The organism is Pseudomonas sp. MF4836, from assembly GCF_002018875.1.
In the GTDB taxonomy this organism is placed as follows: domain Bacteria; phylum Pseudomonadota; class Gammaproteobacteria; order Pseudomonadales; family Pseudomonadaceae; genus Aquipseudomonas.
This window is the reverse complement of sequence record NZ_MVOL01000004.1, coordinates 213,705-233,962: the sequence shown is the minus strand read 5'-3', so window position 1 is coordinate 233,962 and position 20,258 is coordinate 213,705. Positions and strand designations below refer to the sequence as shown.

The window sequence follows — 20,258 nt, the reverse complement described above, 5'->3', positions numbered from 1 at the left end:
CTCTTCGCATGAGCGGCCGTCGGTAACGAGGCCTGACCCCATGCGAAACCCGAACTAATAACAACCCGCGATATGGACCCGGGACGAAGCTCGCCCCACCCGTTGTGCTGTCTGCGCGACGAGGTGTAACGAAATGTTTCGTTCCATCCAGCATTTGCCTCTACAAAAAAACAGCGAGGAATACTCCATGCTCGAAGTCATCAACGACTTCCTCTCAGGGAAAGTACTGATCGTGCTCATTGTCGGGCTCGGTAGCTACTTCACGATCCGCTCGCGTTTCGTTCAATTGCGCCACTTTTTCCACATGTTCGCGGTATTTCGCGACAGCCTGAAAAGCAGCGCCGGCCAACTCAGCTCATTCCAGGCGCTGATGCTCAGCCTCGCCGGCCGTGTCGGCGCAGGCAATATCGCCGGGGTCGGCATCGCCGTGACCCTGGGTGGCCCCGGTGCCGTGTTCTGGATGTGGGTGACCGCGCTGGTCGGCATGTCCAGCAGCTTCTTCGAGTGCTCCCTCGGCCAGCTCTACAAGCGTTGCGACGCCGAAGGCCAGTACCGTGGCGGCCCGGCCTATTACATCCAGCACGGCCTGCAGAAACGCTGGCTGGGCATGGTCATGGCCTTTTTGCTGCTGGTGACCTTCGGTTTCGCCTTCAACGGCTTGCAAGCCCACGCCGTGACCCACTCGCTTCAGGACGCCTTCAACTTCGACACCACCTACTCCGGCCTGGCCCTGGCCGTGCTGCTGGGCCTGGTGTTCGTCGGGGGCATCAAGCGCATCGCCAAGGTCGCCGACCTGCTGGTGCCGGTGAAAACCCTGGCCTACATCGGCGTGACCCTGTACGTGATCGTGCTGCAGATCGACCACGTGCCGGGGATGCTGATGACCATCGTCAAAAGCGCCTTCGGCCTGGACCAGGCGTTCGGCGGCCTGATCGGCAGCGCCATCATCATGGGCGTGAAACGCGGCGTATTCGCCAACGAAGCCGGCCTGGGCAGTGCGCCTAACGTGGCTGCCGTAGCCTCGGTCGAACACCCGGTGGCGCAAGGCGTGGTCCAGGCGTTCAGCGTATTCCTCGACACCTTCATCATCTGCACCTGCACCGCGCTGCTGATTCTGCTGTCGGGCTTCTACACCCCGGGCTTCGAAGGTGACGGCATTGCCCTGACCCAGAACTCCCTGGCCGCGGTCGTCGGCGAATGGGGCCGGGTCTTCATCTCGGTGGCCCTGTCGTTGTTCGTGTTCACCTCGATCCTCTACAACTACTACCTGGGCGAGAGCAACCTGCGCTTCCTGCTCGGCGAGAACCGCGACGCGCTGATCGCCTACCGGGTGCTGGTGCTGGTGCTGATTTTCTGGGGCGCGATCGAGAACCTGGGCACGGTGTTCGCCTTTGCCGACATCACCATGACCATGCTCGCGTTCGTCAACCTGATCGCGCTGTTCCTGCTGTTCAAGATCGCCCTGCGCGTGCTGCGCGACTACGACGACCAGCGCGCCGCCGGTATCAAGACCCCGGTGTTCGACTCCAGCAAGTTCCCCGACCTGGACCTGGACCTGAAAGCCTGGCCGGCCAACCCGCCAGCCGCGCCTGCCGCGCCACAGACCCAAGCTGAAGGCGTGCCCGCAGCGCAACGCTGATCGGCCAGTAACCGGGCGCACCCCCTGCGCCCGGCGTGACACAGCGCGTGGCCGGCGTCATGCTCGGCCACCGCTGTCATCGTCCTCGGAGACCCTCCATGAATGCCCCGACCTATCCTGCCGCCCAGCACGTCATGGTGCTTTACACCGGTGGCACCATCGGTATGCAGGCCAGCGCCAACGGCCTGGCGCCGGCTGCCGGATTCGAAGCGCGGATGCGCGACTACCTCAACAGCCAGCCGACGCTGACCGTGCCAGCCTGGCGCTTTCGCGAGATGGCGCCGCTGATCGACAGCGCCAACATGACCCCCGCCTACTGGCAGAACCTGCGTGAAGCGGTGGTCGATGCCATCGACCAGGGCTGCGATAGCGTGCTGATCCTGCATGGCACCGACACCCTGGCCTACAGCGCCGCCGCCATGAGCTTCCAGTTGCTGGGCCTGCGCGCACCGGTGGTGTTTACCGGTTCGATGCTGCCGGCCGGCGTGCCCGATAGCGATGCCTGGGAAAACCTCGGCGACTCGCTGGTCGCCCTGGGCCAGGGCCTGGCGCCGGGGGTGCACCTGTACTTCCACGGCGAGCTGCTGGCGCCGACCCGCTGCGCGAAAATCCGCAGCTTCGGCCGCCACCCGTTCGCCGCACTCAAGCGCCAGGGCGGCGCGGCCAAGGTCGAAACGCTGCCGGCGCAACTGGACTATCGCCAGGCCAGGCAACTGGCCAAGGTCGGCGTGCTGCCGCTGTTCCCCGGCATCGGTGCCGAGCTGCTGGACGGCGCGCTCGCCAGCGGCATCCAGGCCCTGGTGCTGGAGTGCTTTGGCAGCGGCACCGGGCCGAGCGATAACCCGCAGTTCCTGGCCAGCCTGCAACGGGCGCATGAGCAAGGGATTGTGCTGGTGGCGATCACCCAGTGCCATGAAGGCGGGGTCGAGCTGGACGTCTACGAAGCCGGCAGCCGCCTGCGGGGCGTGGGCGTGCTGTCCGGTGGTGGCATGACCCGCGAAGCGGCGTTCGGCAAGCTCAATGCGCTGCTCGGCGCGGGCCTGGACGGAGCCGAAGTGCGGCGCCTGGTTGAGCTTGATCTGTGTGGCGAATTGAGCTGAAGCCCGTGCCAAAGAGCCGGTGGCTACTGCGGTAGCCGCCGGCTCGAGCACGAGCACAGGGCGGGTTCCAGGTTACTTTTTGACCGAGTAATCCTGGCCCCAGACCCGTACCGAACTCGACTGCTCGATCGGTCCTTCAAACACGAACTTCTGCCGTACCGCCGCCTTGGGCGGGATGGTGACTTCGTCCGGGTTGTCGAGGCTGGCGGTCAGGCCGTTGGCATAACCATCCTGGTCGATGGCCAGCAATGCCCCGGTCTGCTTGAGGTTGATCAGCCGCAACTGGCTGTCGCTGCTGTTCTTGAACCCCAGGGTGACGTTGAAGCTGTCGCCGCTGGCTTCGGTCTTCAAGACCTGGACATCGACGCGGTCTTTCATTTGTTCACGGGAGGAAATGATCGAGGCACCGTCGACGCCTTGCGCCGATTGGCGACCGTCGAGCACGCCTTCGCTGACGCCACCCAGCAGGTTCTTGCCCGCCGAAATGGCCGACGAGACCGCAGACTTGGCGGAATCCTTGAGGGTGCTTTCGCTGGCCGGCTCGCCTTCGGCCAGGCACAGCGAACTGAGCAGCAGGCTGGAAACCAGGAGCAGGGAACGCGCGGGAATGGGGGTCATACATAGTCCTTTATCGGGTTGCAACACCGCCACCGGGGGGTGATTGGCAGGCAGGTTGCACCAATCAATGCGCCAAGTCACTAGCCACATGTCCCCCAAAACGCCCCACGCGGCTGGCCGGCGAACCGCAGGTTTTGCCGCGAGCGGCATGCAACTTGCTCGGCTTAGCGGTTCATCATGGCTGGAGACGAGCATGTTGCACTCTCACCTCACGACCCTGAACGCGGTGTCGCTGATCCTCAATGCCTTCAAGGACCAGGGTTTGTCCAGCGACGCCCTGCTTGCCGGCAGCGGCATCAGCCCCGCCGACCTGAGCCGGGCCGACACCCGCATCACCACCAATCAGGAGATGCTGGTCTGCGCCAACGCCGTTGCGCTGCGCCGCGATATCGGCCTGGAACTGGGGCGGCGCATGCATGTTTCGTCCTACGGCATGCTCGGCTACGCCCTGCTCACCAGTGCCACCTTCGGTGACGCTTTGCGTCTGGCGCTGCGTTATCCGGCGCTGCTGGGAACACTTTTCGAACTGAGCCTGGAGCAGGACGGCGAGCGCGTCTGGTTCGCCGCCAGCGATTACCGGGAAAACCCGGCGATGGCCGTGTTCAATATCGAGTTCTGCCTGGTGTCACTCAAGGTCATCTGCGACGACCTGCTGGGCCGCCCGCTGCCGCTGCTGGGGGCCCGCTTCGAATACCCGGCCCCCGACTATCAGGCGCGCTACAGCGAACGCTTCGAATGCCCGCTGCAATTTGCCGCCACGACCAACGCCTTTGCCTTCGACCGGCGCTGGCTCGACCAACCGCTGCCACTGGCGGACGCCATCACCCACCAGGCCATGGCCGAGCGCTGCCGCAAACAGAACCTGGAATTCACCGGGCGCCAGGCCTGGCTCGGGCGTATCCGCCAGTTGCTCACTGCGCAGCTCGACGCCGCCCCGGGGCTTGAGGGCCTGGCGGAACAGATGAACTGCTCGGCGCGGACCTTGCGCCGTCACCTCAAGGACCTCGGTTGCAGCTATCAGGAGTTGCTCGACGAGCTGCGTTTCGAACGCGCCAAGCAGATGCTCTGCGAAGACCAGGTGCCGATCTACCGGATTGCCGAGGCCCTGGGCTTCAGCGAAACCGCGAGCTTTCGCCATGCCTTTATCCGCTGGAGCGGCGTGGCGCCCAGCCAGTTCCGGCCCTGAGCACCTGCTTACGACCTGGCGAGCAACCCTCAGCCCCGTTTAACGCCCCAGGACCAGGCGCAGCGGATCGGCAACAGGTTCTGCGAGAAAGCCCGGCATAAATGCGTTGCTTGCATTACATTGCCGCCTTTCGAGACCGCCAAGGACTGCACCTTTGAAACACTCCACCGGCTCGCGTCGCCTGCGCGCGGCATTGATCGCGTTGCTGTGCCTGGGCGCCGTGCCCACCGTTCAGGCCTTCGACCTCGACCTGGGCAAGATCAAGTGGTCGCAACTGCAGCGCGACATGCGGCTCGACGCTCCCGAAAGCGCCACCCTGCAAATCAAGGCGTTCCCCGTACCCGGCCAGCCGCAGACGCCAGCGCGGGTGGTGCTCAGCCAGTACCGCGGGCTGTTCTACCTCAACGCCTATGCCGATCCCAAGTACCAGCAGCGGGTCTACAAATCCCCTGCCTTGCAGCTGTTCACCGCCCAGGAACTGCGTGACTGCGTGCCGCAACACGAGCCGATCCCGGTCGCCGACAACTGGCCGGTCAGCAATGACCTGGAGCCCGGGCTGAGCCTGACCCAGCTCAGTTTCAACTGCCGCAACAGCGACTGGCAGCTCAGCAGCCGCTACCTGTTGATCGACATCCGTGATCCCCAGCAGCCGCTGCTGGCCTTCAGCCGCCGCAAAGACCTGTCGCAGATGGACTTCACCCCGCTGCAACCGATCGACGCCGAGGTGCAGGAGCAGTGGCTGCAAGCCTTGCAGCGCTTCCCGAGGTGGTTTCAGCCTTTCAGCAGCGGCGCCGGCACGCTGACGATCAACCCTTACCCGCCCGCTCCGGCGGCTGACCGCGTGTGGGACGAATTCCGCCAGTTGCACGGCCAGCTGCGCAGCGCCAAGGACAAAGGGCCAGGCATCGCTCGGGTCAAAGACTTTTTCGCCAGCCATGACTTTCGCACCCTCGCCCCCGGGGAAAGTACCTACCCCGGCCTGCTCAACGACATTGCCTACTGGACCAGCGAAGCCGGCCAGCTGCAAACCGCACGTCCGTGGCTGGCCGAGGTACTGCGCCGCGACCCGGCGCGGGTGCCGAGCTACCTCAACCTGGCGGACCTGGATTGGGCGCTGTTTGAACAGCAGCCCTTGAACAACGAGCATCAGGGGCGAGCCGTGGAACGCTATCGGGTGTACTGCGGCCTGCGCCTGCAACGCCAACAGACCGTGCCGGCCCGCGTGCTGCAACGCCTCGATGTGAAGGCCGCCACCCCGCAGGCGTGCCAGGGGTTCTGGCCTCTGGTCAGCGCCGTGGATGCCGGCGATGCCGCCGAGGTCCAGCGCCTGCTGGAGCAAGGGATCAGCGGCGAAGTCATGGCTGACGACGGGCGCAGCGCCTTGCTGCACGCCCTGGATGCGCCGAACCTGGACATCGCCCGCCAGCTGCTGGCCCATGGCGCCCACACTCGCGGCCCCTACAACGGGAGCACCCTGGCCCTGTTGGCCATGCGCAACGATCTCAGGGACAGCCCGGACCTGAACCAGGCCCGGCGCCTGAAGTTCCTCCTAGACGCCGGGGTCGCCATCGACGAGCAAAGCAGCAGAGGCGCCACCCCGTTACTGGAGATGGCCCGCAGCCGTCGGGATATCGAGGGTTTCACCTGGCTGATGCAGTACCCGCAAAACCTCGACCGGCGCACCCCGGACGAAGGCGAAACCGCGCTCTGGCGCGCGCTCGACGGCAACAACTACGCCGCGGCCCGGCAACTGATCGCTGCCGGCGCCAACCTCGACCTGAGCTACGGACGCGGCACCTGCCATAACCAGCCGATCGGCAAGAGCCTGCTGATGCGGGTGGCCGAGCAGACCGCCGCCGACAGCAAGGAGCCTGCGGTCAGCGTGCAGGACAGCCTGGACATGTTCACCCTGCTGCTGGAGCACGGCGCCAACCCCAACGTCGGCCAATACTGCGAAAAGAAAGGTTATGCGCTATTGCTGGAAACCCTGGCCCGGCAAAAACGCCAGGATATGCTCCAGGTCCTGCAACGCCTGAGCCCGCCCCCCGCCGGCAAAAGCTGAAGCCGCGCGCCCCGCAATGGGGCGCAACGCCTCGTTAAGGGGCGAAATTCGGACAAAGACTTTGGCCATATCGATCCCTTTTTGGCCGCTACCGACGTTCTCCGAAAGCCCCGGCGCCGCAAGACTGTGGAACACCGAATCAGCCTGCGGAGAACAAGAAAATGCTGACGATCTACTCGGATGACCACCACCTGCACCATGGCCGCTGCGAACTCATCGACGGCCGCCTGATGCCCTGTTTTGAAATGCCGTCCCGCGCCGACCATGTCCTGGCGCGCGTGCAGTACCGCAACCTGGGCCCGGTCGAGGCCCCCAAGGACTTTGGCCTGGCAGCCATCGAACGCGTCCACAGCCGCGCCTACCTGGACTTTTTCAAGGGGGCCTGGGATCGCTGGGCTGCCACCGGCACCGACGGCGACCTGCTGCCCTATACCTGGCCCGCGCGCACCCTGCGCAGCGTGATACCCACCAGCCTGCACGGCCAGTTGGGCTACTACAGCTTTGACGGCGGCGCGCCGATTACCGCCGGGACCTGGCAAGCCGCCTACAGCGCAGCCCAGGTGGCACTGACGGCCCAGGCGGTGATCCAGCGTGGCGCACGCAGCGCCTTCGCCCTGTGCCGGCCGCCGGGGCACCACGCCGCCAGCGACCTGATGGGCGGCTACTGCTACCTGAACAACGCTGCCATCGCCGCCCAGGCCTTCCTCGACCAGGGCCACAAAAAAGTCGCGATCCTCGACGTCGACTACCACCACGGCAACGGCACGCAGTCGATCTTCTACGCGCGCAACGATGTGCTGTTCACCTCGATCCACGGCCACCCGGAAGCCGAGTTCCCGTTTTTCCTGGGCTACGACGACGAACTGGGCGAAGGCCCGGGCGCTGGCTGCAACTTCAACTACCCTCTGCCGGCGGGCAGCGGCTGGGACAGCTGGAGCGCGGCGCTGGAACAGGCCTGTGGGGAAATCACCCGCTACGGCGCCGACATCGTGGTCGTGTCGTTGGGCGTGGACACCTTCAAGGATGATCCGATCTCGCAATTCAAGCTCGACAGCCCGGACTACCTGAGCATGGGCCAGCGCATCGCCGCCCTGGGCAAGCCGACGCTGTTCGTGATGGAAGGCGGTTATGCGGTGGAAGAAATCGGCATCAACGCCGTGAACGTTCTCGAAGGTTTTCAAAGCGCCCAGTGAGGGATCCGCACCATGAACAGTCTCAAACGCTTTATCGCCCCAGCCCTCTGCGCGGCCTTGCTCAGCGGCGCGGTGCAGGCTGAAGAACGCACCCTGCGGGTCTACAACTGGTTCGACTACATCACCCCCAAGGCCCTGGAGGATTTCAAGGCGCAGAACACCCAGATCAAGCTGGTGTACGACATCTTCGACACCAACGAAGCCCTGGAAGCCAAGCTGCTGACCGGCAACTCCGGGTATGACGTGGTGGTGCCGTCCAACGTGTTCCTGGCCAAGCAGATCGAGGCCGGGGTGTTCCAACCCCTGGATCGCAGCAAGCTGCCCAACTGGAACCACCTCGATCCCAAGCTGATGAAGCTGATCGAGGCCAACGACCCGGGCAACAAATTCGCCGTGCCCTACATGTACGGCACCATCCTGATCGGCTTCAACCCGGCCAAAGTCAAAGCCGCCCTGGGAGACAACGCACCGGTGGACAGCTGGGACCTGATCTTCAAGGAAGAGAACATCAGCAAGCTCAAGCAGTGCGGCGTGGCGCTGCTGGATTCACCGTCGGAGATCCTGCCCCTGGCCCTGCAACACCTGGGCCTGGACCCCAACAGCAAGAAGCCGGCGGATTACGCCAAGGCTGAAGCGCTGCTGATGAAGATCCGCCCCTACATCACCTATTTCCATTCATCCAAGTACATGGCCGACATCGCCAATGGCGATATCTGCGTCGCGGTCGGTTACTCGGGCAGCTTCTCCCAGGCCGCCAACCGCGCCAAGGAGGCCAAGAACGGGGTGACCGTGGACATGCGCCTGCCCAAGGAAGGCGCGCCGATCTGGTTCGACATGCTGGCGGTGCCCAAAGGCGCGAAAAACCCGGAAGACGCCTACACCTTTATCAACTACCTGCTGCAACCCCAGGTGATTGCGCCGGTCAGCGACTTCGTCGGCTACCCCAACCCGAACAAGGACGCCACCGAACGGGTCGACCCGGCGATCCGCAACAACCCCAACCTGTACCCGACCGAAGCGGCGATGGGCACCCTCTACACCCTGCAACCGCTACCGCGTGACGCGGAACGCGCCCGGACCCGGGCCTGGACCAAGATCAAGTCGGGGACCTAGCAGCAGCGGCAAGCTTCAAGCTTCCAGCGGCAAGCCATAGGGGATCACCCCCCCTGTGGCGAGCGAGCTTGCTCGCGCTGGCTTGCGAAGCAAGCCCAAATCCTGCCAGCGCAGTACATCTGAAACACCGCGATTACCGCCTTTGCGACCGCTTCGCGCTCGAGCGGGAGCAAGCTCCCTCGCCACAAAAGAGCCAAGCGGCAAGCTATAAGGGGGGGACCTGACCCCGGTGGCGAGCGAGCTTGCTCGCGCTGGCTTGCGAAGCAAGCCCAAATCCAGCCGCCGCAGCACACCTGATGCACCGCGATTACCGCCTCTGCGACCGCTTCGCGCTCGAGCGGGAGCAAGCTCCCTCGCCACAAAAGAGCCAAGCTTGCGGCTTAGGGCTTGGAGCTCGCTGCGCTCAGCAGCCCGTCAGGCCTTGAGGCGTCCGGTCTTCGGCGAAGAACCAGGGGCGCAGGCGTACGCCCACGCCGTTGCCGATAAAGGCGGCTACCAGCCACAGCCAGCCATGCAGGCTGCCGGAGGCGATGCCGCTGAAATAGGCGCCGATGTTGCAGCCATACGCCAGCCGCGAGCCGTAGCCCAGCAGCAATCCACCGAGCACCGCCGCCACCAGGGAACGCCGGGGGATTTTCAGGCTGGGGGCAAAACGCCCGGCCAGCCCGGCCGCCAGCAAGGCCCCAAAGACGATGCCGATGTCCATCACGCTGGTGATGTCCTCCCACACCGGTGCCGCCAGGGCCTTGGCGTTCCCCGGGCTCTGCCAGAACACCCAGCTGCCGACATCCACCCCCAGCCCGCTGGCCACCTTGGCGCCCCACAAGGCAAACGCCGAGGTGATGCCCCAAGGCCGACCCGCCAGGGCCAGGGTGGCGTAATTGAGCAACGCCAGGGCAACCGCGCCCCACACCAGCGGCCAAGGCCCGCGCAGCAGGCGGCGCCAGCCATAGTGATCACTGCTGACAGGGGCTTCCAGGGCGCCGTGGCGGCGTTTTTCCAGGCTCACCGTCAGCCATCCAATCGAGGCGAACACCACCAGGCTCAGCACCAGCGCCGGCAACACGCCCAGACTCTTGACGATGGAAATCGGCGGCAGCGATGGCAAGGCGAACCACCAGTCCACATGCTGGGTGGCGATCAGTGAGCCACAGATGAAAAACAGCAAGGTCACCAGCATCCGCGCATTGCCACCGCCCACGGTAAACAGGGTGCCGGAGGCGCAACCGCCGCCCAACTGCATGCCGATGCCGAAGATAAACGCCCCGAAAATCACCGAGACCCCGGCCGGCGCCACCAGCCCGGTCACCGGCTGGCCGAACAGGGTGCCGGCGCCCAATGCCGGGAAGAACAGCAGCACCGCCAGCGCCAGCATCACCATCTGTGCCCGCAGGCCCGCGCCCCGGCGGTCACGGATAAATACGCGCCAGGCCGAGGTGAAACCAAAGGCGGCGTGATACAGGGTCAGCCCCAGCGCGGCGCCCAGCACCAGCAACAGCACCTGCTGCGCACCGACCCGCGCTTGCAGGAACAAGGCAGCAGCGCTCAGTACCAGCAATGCGCACAAGGGCGCGCCGAACGTGCGTTCGGGCGCCGCGGAAAGAGTCTGACTCATGGGCGTTCTCGGCGAAGGAAATGGCCGCGAGTATAAACCCTCAAGCCTGCCAGGCTTTTCGCAATCGCTGCAGGGCGGCTTCGATCTCCGCTTCCGGCACCGCGGCAAACCCCAGCACCAGCCCGGCGCGCTGGTCCGGCGGTTGTGCGGACTCGGGCAGCCAGTAGTTGCTCAGCCCGCTGATCTCGACGTCGGCACCGGCCGCCTGGGCGAGCAGCTCACGCTCGCGTGCCAGGCTGTCCACCGCCAGCGTCAGGTGCAGCCCCGCCGCTACATTCGGCAACGGCCCGACACCCTGGATATCCACAGGCCAGTGGGCGAGCAAAGTATTGCGCCGGCTCAACGCCGCGCGCCGCATGCGCCGGATATGCCGCTGAAAGTGCCCGGCCGCCATGAACTCGGCCATCACCGCCTGGGTGCTGACCTCCGAATGCCGCACATCCACGGCCCGGCGCCGGGCAAAGGCCTGCACCAGCGTCGGCGGCAGCACCAGGTAGCCCAGGCGCAAGGCTGGAAACGCGACCTTGCCGAAGGTGCCGACGTACAGCACTCGACCCTGGCGATCCAGGGCGGCCAGAGGCGCCAGGGGCGCGCCGCTGTAGCGATACTCGCCGTCGTAATCGTCTTCGATGATCCAGCCCTGGGTCCGCTCGGCCCAGGCCAGCAATTCCAGGCGCCGGGCCAGGCTCATGATGACCCCGGTCGGGTACTGGTGGGACGGCGTCACATAGGCCAGCCGGCAATCCTCCAGAGCCGCCAGTTGCCGGCAGTCGATCCCCTCCTGGTCCACCGCCACGCCGTGCAGGCGCCCGCCCGCCACCGCGAAGGCGTGACCGGCAGCGCGGTAGCCGGGGTTTTCCACAGCCACGCCGGCTCCCGGCTCCACCAGCAGCTGTGCACAAAGGCTTATTCCCTGCTGCGCGCCACTGGTGATCACTATTTGCTCAGCCGTGCACTGCAAGCCACGGGAACTGCGCAAATAGGCAGCGATCAGCCCACGCAGGCGCGCGTCGCCCGCCGAGTCGCCATAACACAGATGGCGCAGGTCCGGCTTGCGCCAGAAAGCCGCATTCAGCTTGGCCCAGATCTCGAATGGAAACAGATCGAAGGCCGGCACGCCCACCCGAAATGCCCGTGGCGGACCACTGGGCGGGGTCGACAAATGATGCTTTTGCAGCAGCTCCAGCGCCTCATTGTGGATAACTTTAGCTGGATGTAAATCCAGTGAAATGGCCGATTTTGTGGATAACCCTGTGGGTAAGCCTGTTGATATCCCTGTGGACAGTTTTGTGGATAGTTTTTTGATCGGCAACTGCGCTTCAGGCAGCAACGCCACGTAAGTGCCATCGCCGACCCGCCCTTCGATAAACCCTTCGGCATACAACTGGTCGTAGGCGCGCACCACGCTGTTCCGGGAAATCCCCAGGGCCTGCGCCAGGTCGCGACTGGCGGGCAACCGGGTGCCACCGGCCAGGCGACCGTCCAGCACGCGCAGGCGCAGGGCCTGGTACAGCTGGCGGCTGAGGCCCTGACGGCGGTCGAGCTCGATACCCGCCGGGTTGAAGGAAAGCGGTAACGCTGGGCTATTCATCGATATGCACCCGGGTAATTGGACCTATGAAATAGACCCAAGATGGCTCTTACAACAGACCATTAGCCTGCCTAGGATGCAGGCATTCGCCAAGGAATTTTTCCATGTACCTACCTCGCGCCTTCGTCGACGACAACCTGGCCAGCCTGCAGCAGCAGATTGCCCAGAGCCGCCTCGCCACCCTGGTCACCCACGGCAAGCTGGGCCTGCAAGCCAGCCATTTGCCGCTGTTGCTGGACCCCGCACAAGGCGCCAATGGCACCCTGTTCGGGCACCTGGCCAAGGCCAATCCGCAATGGCAGGAGCTGGCCGACGGAGCCGAGGCGCTGGTGATTTTCAGTGGCGAAGACGCTTACGTCAGCCCGGGCTTTTATCCGAGCAAGGCCGAGCATGGAAAAGTGGTTCCCACCTGGAACTACCTGGCCGTGCATGCCTACGGCAGGGCCGAAGTGTTCAGCGACGGACCACGCCTGCTGGAGCTGGTCAGCGCCCTCACCGAGCGCCACGAGAGCACGCGCAGCGAGCCGTGGAAGGTCACGGACGCCCCCGCCGACTACATCGAGGGCATGCTCAAGGCGATCGTCGGTTTTGCCCTGCCGATCCAGCGCCTGGAGGGCAAGCGCAAGCTCAGCCAGAACCGCAGCCCGGCCGACATTGCCGGCGTGCGCGACGGCTTGGCGGCCAGTGCCGACGTCCGCGATCAACAGCTTTCCCACCTGATGCGCCAAGGAGACTTATGAGCCAGATTCAGATTCGCCCCGTGACCGCCGCCGACCACGCCGCCTGGCTGCCGCTATGGCAGGCCTACCTGCGGTTCTACAACACCGAACTGGCCGATGAAGTGAGCTACAGCACCTGGCAACGCTTTCTCGACCCGAACGAGCCGACCAACGCGGCCCTGGCCTGGGATGGCGAGCGTGCGGTGGGCATGGTGCATTTCATTTACCACCGCTCCAACTGGAGTATCGAGAACTCCTGCTACCTGCAAGACTTGCTGGTCAGCCCGGAGCAGCGTGGCACCGGCGTCGGTCGCCTGCTGATCGAGTTTGTCTACGCGCAGGCCAAGCACGATGGTGCCTGCAAGGTTCACTGGCTGACCCACGAAACCAACGCCACGGCGATCCAGCTCTACGAGCGCATCGCCGAACGGCCGGGTTTCATTCAGTTTCGCAAAGCCCTTTGAGGTTCAAGGAGAACAGCATGCCGATTTCACCCGCTGACTGGACAGGCGCCCCGGCCCCCTCGGCGACCCTGATCGAAGGGCGCTTCATCCGCCTGGAACGCCTCGACCCGGCGCGCCATGCCGAGCAACTGTGGCAGGCCTTCCAGGGCCCCGGCGCAGACCCCAAGTTGTGGGACTACCTGCCGTACGGGCCTTTTGCGCACGACGCGTTCAATGAATGGCTGAGCAATCATGCGGCCAGCAGCGACCCCTATTTCTTCACCGTGATCGACCGTGCCAGCGGCCAGGCCCAGGGCATGCTGAGCCTGATGTCGATCGTCCCGGCCCAGGGCCGCATCGAGATCGGCCACGTGAGTTTCGGCGCGCCGATGCAACGCTCGCCCAAAAGCACCGAGGCGGTCTACCTGCTGGCCAAGGAAGCCTTCGACCTGGGCTACCGGCGTCTGGAATGGAAGTGCAACAACGACAACGCCCGCTCGCGCCAGGCTGCCGAACGCCTGGGCTTCAGCTTCGAAGGAGTGTTCCGTCAGCACATGGTCGCCAAGGGCAAGAACCGCGACACCGCGTGGTTTTCGATCCTCGACTCGGAATGGCCGACGATTGGCGCAGGGTTCGAGCGCTGGCTGAGCGAAGACAATCAGAGCGGCGCAGGCCAGCGCAAAACCCTGGCCGAATGCCGAGCCTGATGCACGGCGCCCAATAGCCAAACCGACGCTGTCCTGCAGGGCCAGCGCGGCCTCGTACCTCGGCAGCGGCTACACCCTGTAGCCGCTGCCGAAGGCTGCGCAGGCCTTGATGGACGCCGTGATCCGTCAGCCCAATTGGGCTTTGTTTTTCGCGGTCAGCGCAGCTTTTGCGCCAGGACGGCGATGTGCTCCGGGCCGATGCCGCAGCAACCACCCAGGTGGCTGGCGCCGCGTTGTTGCCAATCGGCCGCCCAGCGCAGGTAGCCCGGCGGGTCCAGGTCTTCACGCAGCGGGTCGAGGCCGTCGTTGGCCGTGGCTTCCTCGGGTTGCGGCGGGAAGGCATTGGCGTAGGCACCGATATGGATCTTCACCCCCAGGCGCTCGAAGGTCGCACGCGCAGCATCAATCGCATCACCAATCACTTCCGGCTGGCTGCAGTTGAACAGCAGGGTCTCCACACCCAGCTCGGCGGCTACTGCTGCCGCTTCGGCCACCGGCTCGCCGGAACGCAGGCGCGGCACGGCGTCGGTGTCTTCATCCTTCAAGGTAAAGGACAACCAGAACGGCTTGCCATCTTCAGGCAGGCCGGCATGAATCGCCCGCGCCTCGACGATGGAGCTCTGGGTTTCCGCCAGCCACAGGTCGACGTGGGGTGCCAGGCCGTTGACCAGCGGCGCCAGCAAGTCTGCAGCCCGCGAGGCATCGAACAAGTCCGGACGATAAGAACCAAATAGCGGCGGCAGCGAACCTGCGACCCGCACGCTCTTGCCCGAGGCATCCGCCGCACGCCGCGCCAGCTCGCCGGCCAGGGCCGCCAGCGCCTGCCCTTCAGCGGCAAACCGCTCTTCGCCAATATGGAACGGCACCACCGCATAACTGTTGCTGGTGATGACGTTTGCGCCGCTGTCGATATACGCCGCATGCACGGCTTCCACCGCTTGCGGCGCCTCGCTCAAGGCCAGGGCCGACCACTCGGGCTGCCGAAACGGCGCCCCGCGGCGTTGCAGTTCGCGGCCCATGCCGCCATCCAGAATTACCGTGCTGCCTGCGCCCATATGCCTTTTACTCATATGCTTATGAAAATAACTCACTACCGGAGTGGTTCTTATAACTATTAAATACGCACCATTCGGTTAATCACAACCTTTTTCAGTCAGGATTTCCATGAACTTCAAACCGTTATTGGCCCTGGGCCTGACCTTGCTCGCCGCCTCTTCCCAGGCGTTCGCCGGTGCCACCCTGGACCGCATCGAGCAGAAAAAGGAGTTGGTCGGCGTGTTGATGGAAAGCTATCCGCCCTTTTCCTTCCTCAATGATCAGAACCAGCTGGACGGCTTCGACGTCGACGTGGCCAAGGCCGTCGCCGCCAAACTGGGGGTCAAGCTGCGCCTGGAAACCCCTTCCTGGGACGTGATCGCCGCCGGTCGCTGGAGCGGTCGCTACGACATCTGCATCTGCTCCATGACCCCGAGCAAGGCCCGCGCCGAAGTCTTCGACTTCCCGGTGGAGTACTACGCCTCGCCGGCGGTGATCGTGGTCAACGCCAAGGACGATCGCATCCACGGGGCCAAAGACCTGAGCGACAAGAAAGTCGGCCTCACCAGCGCCTCCAGCTATGAAAGCTACCTGAACAAGAACCTGGTGATCGAAGGCGCCGAAGACACCCAATTGCAGTACCCGTTCGAGAACGTGCAGATCGCCCCGTACGACACCGACAACGTCGCCTTCCAGGACCTGGGCCTGGGTGCCGGCGTGCGCCTGGACGCGATCCTCACCAATCTGGTGACCGCACAACCGCGCCTGACCCAGGACAAACGCTTCAAGCTGGCCGGCGAGCCGCTCTACTCCGAACCCAACTCGGTGGCCATCGAGAAAGGCGACGCCCAGTGGAACAGCAAGGTGCGTGAAGTCTTCGCTCAGTTGAAACAGGACGGCACTCTGAGCAAACTGTCGGACAAATGGATCGGCGCCGATATCAGTAAATGACCTCTCTCTCGCAACCACCTCAGCCACCGCAACCGGTGGCTGAGTCGTTTCTCAAACGCCTGCTGGGTTTTCGCACACGCCTGTACCTGACCTGGGCGTTGCTGTTCTTGCTGTTTGTCGGGTTCTTCCTGAGCTTTGACCTGAAATTCGCGATCATCCTGGAAAAATTCCCCAACCTGGCGGGCTTTCGCCTGGGGCCCAATGGCTTCCTGCAAGGCGCGGCGCTGACCTTGTTCCTGTGCCTGTGCTCGATGCTGGCGTCGGTGCTGCTGGGCTTCGCCGCCGCCCTGGCGCGTCTGTCCAGCAGCGCCGTGCTGTTCGGCATCGCCAGCTTCTACACCTCATTCTTTCGCGGCACCCCGCTGCTGATCCAGATCATGCTGATCTACCTGGGCATGCCCCAGTTGGGCGTGGTGCCGGGCGCGATCGCGGCCGGGATCATTGCTCTGTCCCTGAACTACGGGGCCTATCTCAGCGAAATCTTCCGGGCCGGCATCATCGGCGTCGCCCAGGGCCAACGCCAGGCGGCACTGGCCCTGGGCATGCGCCCGACGACCATTTTCTGGCACGTGACCCTGCCCCAGGCGATGCGCACCATCATCCCGCCCACGGCCAACCAGTTCATTTCGATGCTCAAGGACTCGTCGCTGATTTCGGTGATGGGGGTTTGGGAAGTGATGTTCCTGGCCCAATCCTACGGCCGCTCCAGCTACCGCTACCTGGAAATGCTGACCACCGCGGCGGTGATCTACTGGCTGATGTCCTTCGCCCTGGAACTGGTCCAGGCCCGCCTGGAGCGCTATTACGGCAAGGGCCATCAGCGCTAGGCACTCAACTGAACGGGCATGCGCAGGTTTTTTCCTCGCAAAAAAAAAGGGGAGCAAATGCCCCCCCGAGGTAAAACGTTGCAGATGAAGGCTTAGATCAGCCCTCGATCTCGATCAGGATCTCGCCCGGGTTGACCCGGTCGCCCTTGGCCACGTGGATGGCGGTCACCTTGCCGGCGATGGCCGACTGGACTTCGGTTTCCATCTTCATCGCTTCGGTGATCAATACCGCCTGGCCGGCCTTGACCACGTCACCTTCCTTGACCAGCACGTCGACGATGTTGCCCGGCATGGTGGTGCTGACGTGACCCGGCGCCGTGGCCTGCTTGCGTTTGCTGCTGCCGCCGCCGACAAATTCGTTGAGCGGCTCGAACACCACTTCTTCCGGCATGCCGTCGATCGACAGGTAGAAGTGGCGCTTGCCTTCGGCCTTGACCCCGACCCCGGTGATATCGACGCGGTAGGTTTCGCCGTGGACGTCGATGACGAACTCGGTGGGCACGCCCTCGCCGCCCGCCTTGCTGACGCCACCGGCTTCGGGGATCGGCAGCAGCACTTCCGGAACCAGGGTGCCGGCCTCGCGCTCTTCAAGGAACTTGCGCCCGATATCCGGGAACATGGCGTAGGTCAGCACGTCTTCTTCGGACTTGGCCAGGGCGCCGATTTCACCGCGCAGCTTGGTCATCTCAGGTTTCAGCAGGTCGGCCGGGCGCACGTCGATCACGTCTTCGCTGCCGATGGCCTGGCGCCGCAGTTTTTCGTCGACTTCACCTGGAGCCTTGCCGTAGCCGCCTTGCAGGTAAAGCTTCACTTCGTTGGTGATGGTCTTGTAGCGCTCGCCGGCCAGGACGTTGAAGAACGCCTGGGTGCCGACGATCTGCGAGGTCGGGGTCACCAGCGGCGGGTAGCCAAGGTCGTGACGGACCCGCGGGATCTCGGCCAGCACTTCGCTCATGCGGTTCAGCGCGCCCTGCTCTTTGAGCTGGTTGGCCAGGTTGGAGATCATCCCGCCCGGTACCTGGTTGACCTGTACCCGGGTGTCGACCGCGGTGAATTCGCTTTCAAACTGGTGGTACTTCTTGCGCACGGCGTAGAAGTACAGACCGATTTCCTGCAGCAGCTCCAGGTTCAGGCCGGTGTCGAATTCGCTGCCTTTAAGGGCCGCGACCATGGACTCGGTGCCCGGGTGGCTGGTGCCCCAGGCGAAGCTGGAGATGGCGGTGTCGATATGGTCGGCGCCGTTCTCGATGGCCTTGAGCTGGCACATCGCGGCCAGGCCTGCGGTGTCGTGGGAGTGGATGAACACCGGCAGCGACTGCTCGGCCTTCAGCGCCTTGACCAGCTCGCCAGTGGCATAGGGCGTCAGCAGGCCGGCCATGTCCTTGATGGCCACCGAGTCGCAACCCATGGCTTCCATTTGCTTGGCCTGGGCGACGAAGGCCTCGATGGTGTGGACCGGGCTGGTGGTGTAGGCGATGGTGCCCTGGGCGTGCTTGCCGGCGGCTTTTACCGCTTCGATGGCGACCCGCAGGTTACGCACGTCGTTCATGGCGTCGAAGATGCGGAACACGTCGATGCCATTGACCGCCGCCTTGGCCACGAATGCGCGGACCACATCGTCGCTGTAATGGCGGTAGCCCAGCAGGTTCTGCCCGCGCAGGAGCATTTGCAGACGGGTGTTGGGCAATGCCGCGCGCAGTTGGCGCAGGCGCTCCCACGGATCTTCTTTGAGAAACCGCACGCAGGCGTCGAAGGTCGCGCCGCCCCAGACTTCCAGGGACCAGTAGCCGACCTTGTCGAGCTTGTCGCAGATCGGCAGCATGTCGTCGGTGCGCATGCGGGTGGCCAACAGGGACTGGTGGGCGTCGCGCAGGATGGTGTCAGTAACGAAGATTTTCTTAGTCATATTCGGATCTCCTCATAGCTACAAGATTCAAGCTACAAGCTGCAGGTAAAAGCCAATCTGCTCTTACCGCCGCGTGCAGCTGAAAGCTTGCAACTGCTTCATTCATAGGCCTGCGTGGGCGGCGATGGCGGCGGCGATGGCCAGGGCCAGCTCTTCGGGTTTGCGCTTGATCGAGTAGTTGGTCAGTTCAGGGTGGCTCTCAACGAAGCTGGTATTGAACTGGCCGCTACGGAATTCCGGGTTACGCAGGATTTCCTGGTAATAGGCCGCCGTGGTCTTCACGCCTTGCAGGCGCATGTCGTCCAGGGCACGCAGGCCGCGGTCCATCGCTTCTTCCCAGGTCAGGGCCCAGACCACCAGTTTCAGGCACATGGAGTCGTAGAACGGCGGAATGGTGTAGCCGGTGTAGATCGCCGTATCGGTACGTACGCCGGGGCCGCCGGGTGCGTAATAACGGGTGATCTTGCCGAAGCTGGGCAGGAAGTTGTTTTTCGGGTCTTCGGCATTGATCCGGAACTGCAGCGCGAAGCCGCGATGCTGGATGTCTTCCTGCTTCACCGAAAGCGGCAGGCCGGAAGCGATGCGGATCTGCTCGCGGACGATATCGATGCCGGTGATTTCTTCGGTGATGGTGTGTTCCACCTGCACCCGGGTGTTCATCTCCATGAAGTACACCTCGCCCTCGGCGAGCAGGAACTCCACGGTGCCGGCGTTCTCGTAGCCCACGGCCTTGGCGGCGCGCACCGACAGGTCGCCGATATAGGCGCGCTGTTCAGGGGTCAGTTGCGGGCTGGGGGCGATCTCGATCAGCTTCTGGTTGCGGCGCTGGATCGAGCAGTCACGCTCGAACAGGTGCACCACGTTGCCAAAGCTGTCGCCGAGGATCTGCGCTTCGATGTGCTTGGGATTGACGATGCACTTTTCGAGGAACACTTCCGCCGAACCGAAGGCCTTGGTGGCCTCGGAAATCACCCGGGGGAAGGCTTGTTCAAGTTCTTCACGGCTGTTGCAACGGCGAATGCCGCGGCCGCCACCGCCGGAGGTGGCCTTGAGCATCACCGGGTAGCCAATGCGGTCGCCCTCGGTCAAGGCTTCGGCGATGTCCGCGACGTTGCCTTCGGTGCCCGGGGTCACCGGCACGCCGGCCTTGATCATGCTGCGGCGGGCTTCGGTCTTGTCGCCCATGCGCCGGATCACTTCCGCCGAAGGGCCGATGAATTTGATACCACGCTCGGCGCAGATGTCCGCCAGCTCGGCGTTTTCCGAGAGGAAACCGTAGCCGGGGTGCAGTGCGTCGCAGCCGGTTTCCACCGCCAGGTTCACCAGCTTGCGCGGGTTGAGGTAACCGGCCAGCGGTTCGGCGCCGATGCTATGCGCCTCGTCCGCGCGCTTTACATGCAGGGCATGGCGATCGGCGTCGGAATAGATCGCGACCGAACGGATGCCCATCTCGGCGCAGGCACGCACGATTCGTACGGCAATCTCACCACGGTTGGCGATCAGGATCTTTTTTATCACTTGGAGGTTCCCTTGAGCCGTTGAAACACACGACC

17 protein-coding genes are annotated in these 20,258 nt (G+C 64.2%); 11 read left to right on the top strand and 6 right to left on the bottom strand.

Annotated features, from left to right (window positions below; translation table 11 throughout):
• Nucleotides 1–187 precede the first annotated feature (187 nt).
• Both MF4836_RS11250 and MF4836_RS11245 read left to right on the top strand, forming a co-directional pair.
• Nucleotides 188–1,639: an alanine/glycine:cation symporter family protein gene (locus tag MF4836_RS11250; protein ID WP_078470400.1), complete on the top strand. Its 1,452-nt coding sequence runs from the start codon at nucleotides 188–190 to the stop codon at nucleotides 1,637–1,639.
• A gap of 98 nt (nucleotides 1,640–1,737) precedes the next feature.
• Nucleotides 1,738–2,739, top strand: a complete 1,002-nt coding sequence (locus MF4836_RS11245) for an asparaginase (protein ID WP_078470399.1) — start codon at nucleotides 1,738–1,740, stop codon at nucleotides 2,737–2,739.
• Between the two features lie 72 nt (nucleotides 2,740–2,811).
• On the opposite strand, the gene MF4836_RS11240 is transcribed toward MF4836_RS11245, so the two are convergent.
• Nucleotides 2,812–3,357 (bottom strand): hypothetical protein, encoded by a 546-nt coding sequence (locus tag MF4836_RS11240; RefSeq protein WP_238596141.1) that lies wholly within the window; start codon nucleotides 3,355–3,357, stop codon nucleotides 2,812–2,814.
• Nucleotides 3,358–3,550: 193 nt separating this feature from the next.
• On the opposite strand from MF4836_RS11240, the gene MF4836_RS11235 reads away from it, so the two are divergent.
• From MF4836_RS11235 to MF4836_RS11220, 4 genes are all read left to right on the top strand, one after another.
• Nucleotides 3,551–4,543, top strand: a complete 993-nt coding sequence (locus MF4836_RS11235) for an AraC family transcriptional regulator (protein ID WP_078470397.1) — start codon at nucleotides 3,551–3,553, stop codon at nucleotides 4,541–4,543.
• Nucleotides 4,544–4,697: 154 nt separating this feature from the next.
• On the top strand, nucleotides 4,698–6,605 hold the full coding sequence (locus tag MF4836_RS11230) for an ankyrin repeat domain-containing protein (protein WP_078470396.1): 1,908 nt from the start codon (nucleotides 4,698–4,700) through the stop codon (nucleotides 6,603–6,605).
• A gap of 161 nt (nucleotides 6,606–6,766) precedes the next feature.
• The gene (locus tag MF4836_RS11225) at nucleotides 6,767–7,798 is read left to right on the top strand and encodes a histone deacetylase family protein (RefSeq protein ID WP_078470395.1); all 1,032 of its coding nucleotides are present in this window, start codon (nucleotides 6,767–6,769) and stop codon (nucleotides 7,796–7,798) included.
• Nucleotides 7,799–7,810: 12 nt separating this feature from the next.
• Nucleotides 7,811–8,911 carry a polyamine ABC transporter substrate-binding protein gene (locus MF4836_RS11220; protein ID WP_078470394.1) on the top strand — a complete coding sequence of 367 codons (1,101 nt, stop codon included), beginning with the start codon at nucleotides 7,811–7,813 and terminating at the stop codon, nucleotides 8,909–8,911.
• A 403-nt stretch (nucleotides 8,912–9,314) separates the two neighbouring features.
• Here MF4836_RS11220 and MF4836_RS11215 read toward each other — a convergent pair whose 3' ends face one another.
• Together MF4836_RS11215 and pdxR are read right to left on the bottom strand one after the other, a co-directional pair.
• Nucleotides 9,315–10,526 carry a YeeE/YedE family protein gene (locus MF4836_RS11215; RefSeq protein ID WP_078470393.1) on the bottom strand — a complete coding sequence of 404 codons (1,212 nt, stop codon included), beginning with the start codon at nucleotides 10,524–10,526 and terminating at the stop codon, nucleotides 9,315–9,317.
• Nucleotides 10,527–10,566: 40 nt separating this feature from the next.
• Entirely contained in the window at nucleotides 10,567–12,117 is a 1,551-nt protein-coding gene (gene pdxR, locus MF4836_RS11210; RefSeq protein WP_078470392.1) for a MocR-like pyridoxine biosynthesis transcription factor PdxR, read from the bottom strand.
• Between the two features lie 104 nt (nucleotides 12,118–12,221).
• On the opposite strand from pdxR, the gene MF4836_RS11205 reads away from it, so the two are divergent.
• Genes MF4836_RS11205 through MF4836_RS11195 form a run of 3 tightly spaced genes read left to right on the top strand, consistent with a single transcriptional unit; the run spans nucleotide 12,222 to nucleotide 13,986 of the window.
• Nucleotides 12,222–12,857 carry an FMN-binding negative transcriptional regulator gene (locus MF4836_RS11205; protein ID WP_078470391.1) on the top strand — a complete coding sequence of 212 codons (636 nt, stop codon included), beginning with the start codon at nucleotides 12,222–12,224 and terminating at the stop codon, nucleotides 12,855–12,857.
• On the top strand, nucleotides 12,854–13,300 hold the full coding sequence (locus MF4836_RS11200; protein WP_078470390.1) for a GNAT family N-acetyltransferase: 447 nt from the start codon (nucleotides 12,854–12,856) through the stop codon (nucleotides 13,298–13,300). The genes MF4836_RS11205 and MF4836_RS11200 overlap by 4 nt, the downstream gene beginning before the upstream one ends.
• A gap of 17 nt (nucleotides 13,301–13,317) precedes the next feature.
• A complete protein-coding gene (locus MF4836_RS11195) occupies nucleotides 13,318–13,986 on the top strand; it encodes a GNAT family N-acetyltransferase (RefSeq protein WP_078470389.1) in 669 nt (222 codons plus the stop codon).
• A gap of 155 nt (nucleotides 13,987–14,141) precedes the next feature.
• On the opposite strand, the gene MF4836_RS11190 is transcribed toward MF4836_RS11195, so the two are convergent.
• The gene (locus tag MF4836_RS11190) at nucleotides 14,142–15,041 is read right to left on the bottom strand and encodes a homocysteine S-methyltransferase family protein (protein ID WP_078470388.1); all 900 of its coding nucleotides are present in this window, start codon (nucleotides 15,039–15,041) and stop codon (nucleotides 14,142–14,144) included.
• Nucleotides 15,042–15,150: 109 nt separating this feature from the next.
• Here MF4836_RS11190 and MF4836_RS11185 point away from each other — a divergent pair, with 109 nt between their 5' ends.
• Nucleotides 15,151–15,972, top strand: coding sequence for an ABC transporter substrate-binding protein (locus MF4836_RS11185; RefSeq protein WP_078470387.1), 822 nt, complete (start codon nucleotides 15,151–15,153; stop codon nucleotides 15,970–15,972).
• Nucleotides 15,969–16,799 (top strand): amino acid ABC transporter permease, encoded by an 831-nt coding sequence (locus MF4836_RS11180; RefSeq protein ID WP_078470386.1) that lies wholly within the window; start codon nucleotides 15,969–15,971, stop codon nucleotides 16,797–16,799. Before MF4836_RS11185 ends, MF4836_RS11180 begins: the two co-directional genes overlap by 4 nt.
• Nucleotides 16,800–16,896: 97 nt before the next feature.
• On the opposite strand, the gene oadA is transcribed toward MF4836_RS11180, so the two are convergent.
• Both oadA and MF4836_RS11170 read right to left on the bottom strand, forming a co-directional pair.
• Entirely contained in the window at nucleotides 16,897–18,705 is a 1,809-nt protein-coding gene (gene oadA / locus MF4836_RS11175) for a sodium-extruding oxaloacetate decarboxylase subunit alpha (RefSeq protein ID WP_078470385.1), read from the bottom strand.
• A 102-nt stretch (nucleotides 18,706–18,807) separates the two neighbouring features.
• On the bottom strand, nucleotides 18,808–20,223 hold the full coding sequence (locus MF4836_RS11170) for an acetyl-CoA carboxylase biotin carboxylase subunit (RefSeq protein ID WP_020294870.1): 1,416 nt from the start codon (nucleotides 20,221–20,223) through the stop codon (nucleotides 18,808–18,810).
• Between the last annotated feature and the right edge of the window lie 35 nt (nucleotides 20,224–20,258).

Bases quoted from the DNA above. Each gene is read 5' to 3' on its own strand.
- MF4836_RS11195 (WP_078470389.1), top strand. From the start codon at position 13,318: ATGCCGATTTCACCCGCTGACTGGACAGGCGCCCCGGCCCCCTCGGCG.
- MF4836_RS11250 (WP_078470400.1), top strand. From the start codon at position 188: ATGCTCGAAGTCATCAACGACTTCCTCTCAGGGAAAGTACTGATCGTG.
- MF4836_RS11235 (WP_078470397.1), top strand. From the start codon at position 3,551: ATGTTGCACTCTCACCTCACGACCCTGAACGCGGTGTCGCTGATCCTC.
- MF4836_RS11185 (WP_078470387.1), top strand. From the start codon at position 15,151: ATGAACTTCAAACCGTTATTGGCCCTGGGCCTGACCTTGCTCGCCGCC.
- MF4836_RS11225 (WP_078470395.1), top strand. From the start codon at position 6,767: ATGCTGACGATCTACTCGGATGACCACCACCTGCACCATGGCCGCTGC.
- MF4836_RS11240 (WP_238596141.1), bottom strand. From the start codon at position 3,357: ATGACCCCCATTCCCGCGCGTTCCCTGCTCCTGGTTTCCAGCCTGCTG.
- MF4836_RS11180 (WP_078470386.1), top strand. From the start codon at position 15,969: ATGACCTCTCTCTCGCAACCACCTCAGCCACCGCAACCGGTGGCTGAG.
- MF4836_RS11215 (WP_078470393.1), bottom strand. From the start codon at position 10,526: ATGAGTCAGACTCTTTCCGCGGCGCCCGAACGCACGTTCGGCGCGCCC.
- oadA (WP_078470385.1), bottom strand. From the start codon at position 18,705: ATGACTAAGAAAATCTTCGTTACTGACACCATCCTGCGCGACGCCCAC.
- MF4836_RS11205 (WP_078470391.1), top strand. From the start codon at position 12,222: ATGTACCTACCTCGCGCCTTCGTCGACGACAACCTGGCCAGCCTGCAG.
- MF4836_RS11220 (WP_078470394.1), top strand. From the start codon at position 7,811: ATGAACAGTCTCAAACGCTTTATCGCCCCAGCCCTCTGCGCGGCCTTG.
- MF4836_RS11190 (WP_078470388.1), bottom strand. From the start codon at position 15,041: ATGGGCGCAGGCAGCACGGTAATTCTGGATGGCGGCATGGGCCGCGAA.
- pdxR (WP_078470392.1), bottom strand. From the start codon at position 12,117: ATGAATAGCCCAGCGTTACCGCTTTCCTTCAACCCGGCGGGTATCGAG.
- MF4836_RS11200 (WP_078470390.1), top strand. From the start codon at position 12,854: ATGAGCCAGATTCAGATTCGCCCCGTGACCGCCGCCGACCACGCCGCC.
- MF4836_RS11245 (WP_078470399.1), top strand. From the start codon at position 1,738: ATGAATGCCCCGACCTATCCTGCCGCCCAGCACGTCATGGTGCTTTAC.